Source organism: Streptomyces sp. NPDC026673, assembly GCF_040638135.1.
Lineage (GTDB): Bacteria > Actinomycetota > Actinomycetes > Streptomycetales > Streptomycetaceae > Actinacidiphila.
In genome coordinates, this window is the sequence record NZ_JBEZXR010000154.1 from 1 (window position 1) to 6,525 (window position 6,525).

Here is a 6,525-nt window from a genome sequence, read left to right on the forward strand (position 1 = left end):
CCGGCCTGCCCCTGCCCCGCCTCCCCGCCGGCCCCCGCTTTCCCGGCCCCGCGGGGGGGGGGTTCGGGGGGCCCGCGCCGGGGCCGGGCACCGCCGGCCGGCGATCCGGGCCCCGGGCCGCACGGCGTTGCGGCGCCGAACAGCGACGCGGGTGGCCGGGGCGCCGGCGGGTCAGTGCACCACGGCCGGCACGACGGCGTCGTCCTCGACGCCGCCGGGGCCGGAGGCGACCGTCGTGGAACCGGGGCGTCCGACGTTGACGAAGGTGACGGCGATGAGCGCGGCGAGGACTTCGACGCCGACCGCCCACCAGGTCGCGCGCGCGTACCCGTGCACCAGGCCCTGCGCGTGCAGCAGTTTCCCGTTGCCCGCGACCGCGCTGTGTCCCGCGAGGTAGGCGGTGGTCGCCGACGCGGCGACGGTGTTCAGCAGTGCGGTGCCGATGGCGCCGCCCACCTGCTGTGAGGTGTTGACCATCGCCGAGGCGACACCCGCGTCCTGGACCTCGACGCCGTACGTGGCCAGCGACAGGGCGGGCATGAAGGCGGCGCCCATGCCGATGCCCGCCAGCGCCAGTCCGGGTCCGGACAGGGCCCAGTAGGAGGAGTCGACGTCCAACTGCGTGAGCAGCAGCAGGCCGACGCCGGTGACGGCGAAACCGGGAGCCATGATCATGCGGGCGGGCAGTCGCGTGGCCAGTCGGGCGCCGATCTGGGTGGAGCCGACGACGAAGCCGAGGACCATGGGCAGGAAGGCGAAGCCGGTCCTAATCGCGGAGTACCCCTGGACGACCTGCAGGTAGTACGTCATGAACAGGAACACGCCGAACATGCCGATGATGGCCAGGCCCAGCGACAGATAGATGCCGCCGCGGGTGCGGTGGGCAATCACGCGCAGCGGCAGCAGCGGTGCCTTCACCTTGGATTCGACGAGCACGAAGGCGAGGAGCAGCACGCCGGAGCCGATGAACAGGCCGATCGTCGAGCCGTCGGACCAGCCGTTGGTCTCGGCGCGGGTGAAGCCGTACACCAGCGCGACCAGGCCGAGGGTGGAGAGCACGACGCCGGGAAGGTCCAGCGGCGAGTGGTTGCGGCCGCCCCGCGGCTCGCGGATGACGAAGTGGGCGCCCAGCGCCGCGATGATCGCGAAGGGGATGTTGACGAAGAACGTCCAGCGCCAGTTGAGGTACTCCGTCAGCACGCCGCCCAGCAGCAGACCGACCGCGCCGCCGCCGCCGGCGATCGCGCCGTAGATGCCGAACGCCTTCGCCCGCTCATTGGCGTCCGTGAAGAGGACCGCGAGCAGGGACAACGCCGCCGGCGCGAGCAGTGCGCCGAAGACGCCTTGCGCCGCGCGGGCGCCGAGCAGCAGCGCCTCGCCGGTGGCGGCGCCGCCCAGCGCCGAGGCCAGCGCGAAGCCGGACAGGCCGAGGACGAAGGTCCGCTTGCGGCCCCAGAGGTCGGAGACCCGGCCGCCGAAGAGAAGGAGGCCGCCGAACGCCAGCGCATAGGCCGTGATGACCCACTGCTTGTTGGCTTCGGAGATGCCGAGGGCCTGCTGGGCGCTCGGCAGGGCGATGTTCACGATGGTCGCGTCCAGCACCACCATCAACTGGGCGAGAGAGAGGAAGACCAGGGCCTTCCAGCGCCTGGGGTCGGATGTGACGTGATCGGCTGTATGAGACATAGCGGTATCCACCTAGGCGTGCGGGGGCGCACGGAAGAGATGTGTGAGGAGGGGGTGTGTGCGGGTGTCCGGACTTGGCGAGCTCTCACCGGCCGGCTGACGACACCTGTTCGTTCCGGTGCCGCCGCGGGCTCTGGCGAGCCGGCAAGGGCTCGGCGCGTGCGCGGGTGGGCAGGCGCAGGCCGTTGACGAGCAACTGCAAGCGGCGGTGCACGTCCGCGTCGTGGTGATCCGCGTCGTGGTGATCCGTACCGGGCAAGGGGCGCGCGAGCAGGGACATCGCGGCCGGCACATCGTGGAGGCCGACATCGGCACGGATCCGGCCGTCCCGTCGGGCGTCCTCCACGAGCCTGCCGACCGCGGCCTCCACGCGTCCGTACTGTGCGGACAGTTCCGTGGACAACTGCTCACCCTTGCCCAGCAGTAGTCCGCACAGCGCTCCGAGCCGCTCGTCCACCGCTTCGTGCAGAAAGCGCTCCAGGGCGGCGAAGGGGTCGGTGGTCTCCACCGCGGCCTGTTCCACCTGGCCGCCCATGCGGCGAGCGGCGTTCAGCAGTACGGCGTGCAGCAGGGACCGCCGCCCGCGGAAGTGCCGGTAGAGCGTGGCGTTTGCGACTCCGGCGCGCCGAGCGATCTCGTCGAAGGGAGCCGCGGGGCCCCTCTCCACGAACACCTCCCGGGCCGCCGCCACGATCCGCTCGCGGTTGCGTACGGCATCCGCTCGGCTCCGCGGACCGCCACGCTGGGCCGGCCCGGCTTTGCCGACGCGGCCCGCGGTCGCGACGGTTGACGACTCGGTCATACGACACCTCATGCGGCCGCGTGCGGCGACAGGTGTTCGTCCGCACGCCCACGGAAAGGCGTCGGGCCGGACCGGGCCGGGTCACGCGGTGGCGCTTGCATGCGCCATCCGATGGTGAACGCGTGCCGCGCGGCGCTGCCGTACCGAGGGGCGGCGGATCCCGTGAGGACCACGGTGTCTTCTGTGGGCTGCATGGGTCTCCAGGGTCGGGTCGCACACATCGGAGCGTTGCTCCGTTTCATGGAAACGGAGCAACGCTCCGGCATGCCTCACAATATACGGAGCACCGCTCCGATAGTCAAAAGGGCACCGAGCGGCGGCTTCGCCGGATCCCGTCGGATACCACCCGCCGCCTCCGGCGAGCGGCAGGTCCCAATCCGGCGACCGCGGCGTATCCGCTGCACCAGGTCCGGGATGCGTCCGCCGCCGGCCCCTGCGCGACGACCGCACCTCGCGGCACGGAACGAGAAGGCACCGATCCGGGCACGTCAGCGCCGGCGACGCCGAACGCACTCACGCCTGGCAAAAAGCACCGGCCATCGGCGGGGCAGCCGCCCGTGCCGACGACCGTGAGCCTCACTCATTCGCCGCGCGCGCCGTCGGCCATCTCGCGGAGCAGGTCCATGTGGCCGACATGACGAGCCGTCTCCTGGATGACGTGGCCGAGCAGCCATCGCACGGTGTACTCCTCGCCGCCGACGCTCCGCGTCGCCCGGTCGCCGGCGGCCTTGCCGGCCAGCGCCTGCTCCGACCGGGACCACTCGGCCCGGTAGGCGGCGACGATGCCCGCCGGGGTGTCGCTCCCGTGCAGGTGCCAGTCCGCGTTGACGTCGCCCTCCTCCCACAGGGACGGCAGGTCCGATCCGCCACCGACGATCGACATCCAGAAGCGCTCGACCGCCGTGAGGTGCTTGACCACTCCGGCCAGGCTCATGAACGGCGACGTCGGAAGCGGGGTGGCCGCCGCCTGGCCGGTGCCGAGGCCGGCGATCTTGTTGACAACGGTGATACGCAGGAAGGAAAGGAACTCCCACTGCAGACGGAGTTCGTCATCGGCACACGTGGACGGCCAGGAGCGCTCCAGCGAACCGGCCACCGGACTTGCCTTCGGCATGCGGGCAGTCTAGGCGCGTCAGGAGCCGGATTGGCGTTGTCGCCGGAGCGGCCCATCACGCCTCTCCGCGCGGCCTCGTGGACAAGCCGCCTGCCGGCCGAGGCGTCGCGGACCAGTCGTCAGCGGCCGCGCCCCCCGGTCCCGCGTGAGGTCGTGGAGAGCAGGCGAGCGGCCAGATCGGATGCTTCCGACGCCTTCTCCGCCGCCCAGGCGAGTCCCAGGGCGAGGGAGACGACTTCGCCGAGCGACACGTCCGCGCGCACGCCGCCGTCCTTCTGCGCCCGCTCCAGCAGCAGGCCCCCGGCGACCTTCATCTGGGCGCAGGACGTGTGCAGGCGGGATTCGTCGTCGGCCAGGGCGTCCCTGATGGATTCCGGCAGTCCTTGATAGGTGGCGGCCCCCGCGGCCATTTCCCGCAGCCACGTCAGGAAGGCCTCGCCAGAGTCCGGGGACGCGAGCAGGTCGTCGGCCCGCGCGCACAGCGTGGCGAAGTTGGACTCGAGGAGAGCCTCGAGCAGGGCCTCACGATTGGGAAAGTGGCGATAGAGCGTGCCGATGCCCACGCCGGCGCGCCGGGCGATCTCGCGCAAGGAGGCGTCCGTGCCATGCTCGGCGATGGCCTCTCTCGCGACCGCCAAGAGCAGGTCACGGTTGCGGAGCGCGTCCGCGCGGTTTGCCTGCGGCAAGATCAACACCTCGCTGGGAGCGGAGCGGCACCTCGGCTTGACGACCGGAGCGGCGCTCCGTATGTTCGGAGCCATTCGCATCGTACCGGAGCGCCGCTCCGATGACGACAACCCGAAGGAGGGCGATGGCCGCGCAAGCCAGGACCGCGCCGGTCACGGGAGCGAGCATCGAGCGGAACTCCTCCCCCGCCGGCCGACACGCGGACATCACGGCGCCCCACGAGCGGCACCGGGCGCACACGGACGTCGACACCCCGCCGGCCAGGGACTCAACCGAAATCAGCGCGTATCGCGGCCGGCGCCGACGCCGCACCCCCTGAAGCCCGCCCGCCACGCGCCGCCAGGACGCAAGAGCGCCGGGGAAGTCGGCGCGCCGAAACCCTCACGCATCGGGAAATCCTCCCGGCGTTTTCACAGAGTATGACTTGAAGCTTCAACCCCAGTCGACCGAACCCCACCACTCGGAAGCTCAGAGAGGCACCATCCATGACCCCGCATGATGCCCCGCAGACGTCCGCCTCGACCCCGCCGCCCGGACAGGGAGCCGACCGGCAGCACGCCGACGGCGCCGTCCCGGAGCCGCCCACCGCTCGACTCGCCCGGACCGACCGACGTACCGCGCCCCGGCAGTCGCTGTGCGCGAATCCCGACTGGCCGGTCGACGGGCCGCGTTGGGCCCCCGAGGTGCCGGGCGGCCTGGCCGCCTGACGGAGACCTCGAGCTCGTACCGGCCGTGGGCGCGACAGCCCTTGCCTTGACGGGACCGGGCCCGGCCATACCGCCTCGCAACCGACCGCCGGCTGCCCGGCGTACGGAGCCACCGGATCCGACTTCTCCCATCCGCCGCCCGCCATCCGCCATCCGCCATCCGCCATCCGCCAGAAGGACACAGCATGCGCGCCCTCATCCTGACCCGCTCGGGGGAAGCCGACGGCTTCACGGTGGAGCACCTCCCCGATCCGCAACCCGCCCCCGGCCAGATCCGCATCAAGATGACGGGAGCAGCCGTCAATCCGGTCGATCTGCACGTCCTCGACGCTTGGGCCGGCAGTACGGCGGGAGCCGTTCCGGCCCGGCGTACGGGGTTGGGCATGGACGTGGCCGGAGTCGTCGACATGGTGGGACCCGGCGTACGGGACTTCCGGCCCGGAATACCCGTCGCGGCCCTGCACGTCCCCCACGCGCCGCACGCCGTCGCCGGGGCGGCGGCCGAGTACGTGATCGTCCCCGCCGCGCACGCCGCGGCGGTTCCCCCCGGCGTCGACCTGCTCGACGCCGCCACGGTCCCGCTCAACTCCCTGACGGCGGCCCAACTGCTCGGTCCCCTCGGCCCTGGTCACGGTCGGCGGCTCCTGGTCACCGGTGCGGCCGGGGGCGTCGGCGGGTACGCGGTCGGCCTGGCGGCGCGCACCGGCTGGGCCGTCACCGGTCTGGCCCGCGCATCCGACGCGGAGTTCCTGGGCCGCGCCGGAGCGGCGGCCACGATCACACACCTGGAGCAGGCAACCGGCTTCGACGCGGTACTGGACGCCGCCCTCCTCAACTCCGCGGCCCTACGCGCCGTTCGCGACCACGGAACATACGTGGGGGTCTTTCCCGGCCTCGAACCCGATGCCGAACGTGGCATCACGATCACCACAGGCGTCGTCACGCCCGACGGCCCGCAACTAAGCGGCATGCTGGAGTTGACGGCACAGGGTGTGCTGGAGGCCCGCAGGGCCGGCACCGTGCCGCTGGAGCAGGCCGCGCGCGCCTACCAGGCGCTCCGCGGCGGCGGCGGACGCGGCAGATGGGTGCTGACGCCCTGAGCCCCTGATTCCCTGAGCCCGTGGCACCAGGCGCGCCGGCAGGCGTCGGCGTACCGGGTCGGCCCGTCACCGCCTGCCGCACGCAACGTGGCGGCGCTCGACAACCGGCCATCGGCCATCCGCCGCCACAGACCGTCGTCGCCGCCGCGACAAGGCCGGCGCGTGATCGTCCCCGTCGCAACGCATGGGCGACGGGTCCCTTTCCCCCAGCGGATGCGGCATGCGTGTCGCACTCACCCGGACAGCCCGCACAGTCGCACGGAGCGGCCTCTCGGCCCGCTCCCCGGCGTGCGGACCATTTCCGACCTTGCATCGAGGAGAACAGTTCCGTGAGCACCACCTTGTTCGAGCCCTTCACCCTCCGGTCGCTGACCATCCCGAACCGGATCTGGATGGCCGCCATGTGCCAGTACAGCGCCGCACCGGACG

6 protein-coding genes are annotated in these 6,525 nt (G+C 72.2%); 2 read left to right on the plus strand and 4 right to left on the minus strand.

The window, feature by feature from the left end; genetic code table 11:
* Positions 1-171 precede the first annotated feature (171 nt).
* The 4 genes from AB0F62_RS42190 to AB0F62_RS42205 all read right to left on the minus strand — a co-directional run bounded on the left by AB0F62_RS42190 (position 172) and on the right by AB0F62_RS42205 (position 4,288).
* A complete protein-coding gene (locus tag AB0F62_RS42190) occupies positions 172-1,686 on the minus strand; it encodes an MFS transporter (RefSeq protein ID WP_361812061.1) in 1,515 nt (504 codons plus the stop codon).
* An 85-nt stretch (positions 1,687-1,771) separates the two neighbouring features.
* Positions 1,772-2,488 carry a helix-turn-helix domain-containing protein gene (locus AB0F62_RS42195; protein ID WP_361812064.1) on the minus strand — a complete coding sequence of 239 codons (717 nt, stop codon included), beginning with the start codon at positions 2,486-2,488 and terminating at the stop codon, positions 1,772-1,774.
* 580 nt (positions 2,489-3,068) lie between these two features.
* Positions 3,069-3,602, minus strand: a complete 534-nt coding sequence (locus AB0F62_RS42200) for a DinB family protein (protein ID WP_361812066.1) — start codon at positions 3,600-3,602, stop codon at positions 3,069-3,071.
* Positions 3,603-3,721: 119 nt separating this feature from the next.
* Entirely contained in the window at positions 3,722-4,288 is a 567-nt protein-coding gene (locus AB0F62_RS42205; RefSeq protein WP_361812069.1) for a helix-turn-helix domain-containing protein, read from the minus strand.
* 486 nt (positions 4,289-4,774) lie between these two features.
* Here AB0F62_RS42205 and AB0F62_RS42210 point away from each other — a divergent pair, with 486 nt between their 5' ends.
* Positions 4,775-4,996 (plus strand): hypothetical protein, encoded by a 222-nt coding sequence (locus tag AB0F62_RS42210; protein WP_361812072.1) that lies wholly within the window; start codon positions 4,775-4,777, stop codon positions 4,994-4,996.
* Positions 4,997-5,181: 185 nt separating this feature from the next.
* Complete coding sequence (locus AB0F62_RS42215; protein WP_361812075.1) at positions 5,182-6,096, plus strand: zinc-binding dehydrogenase; 915 nt, start codon at positions 5,182-5,184, stop codon at positions 6,094-6,096.
* The last annotated feature ends 429 nt before the right edge of the window (positions 6,097-6,525 follow it).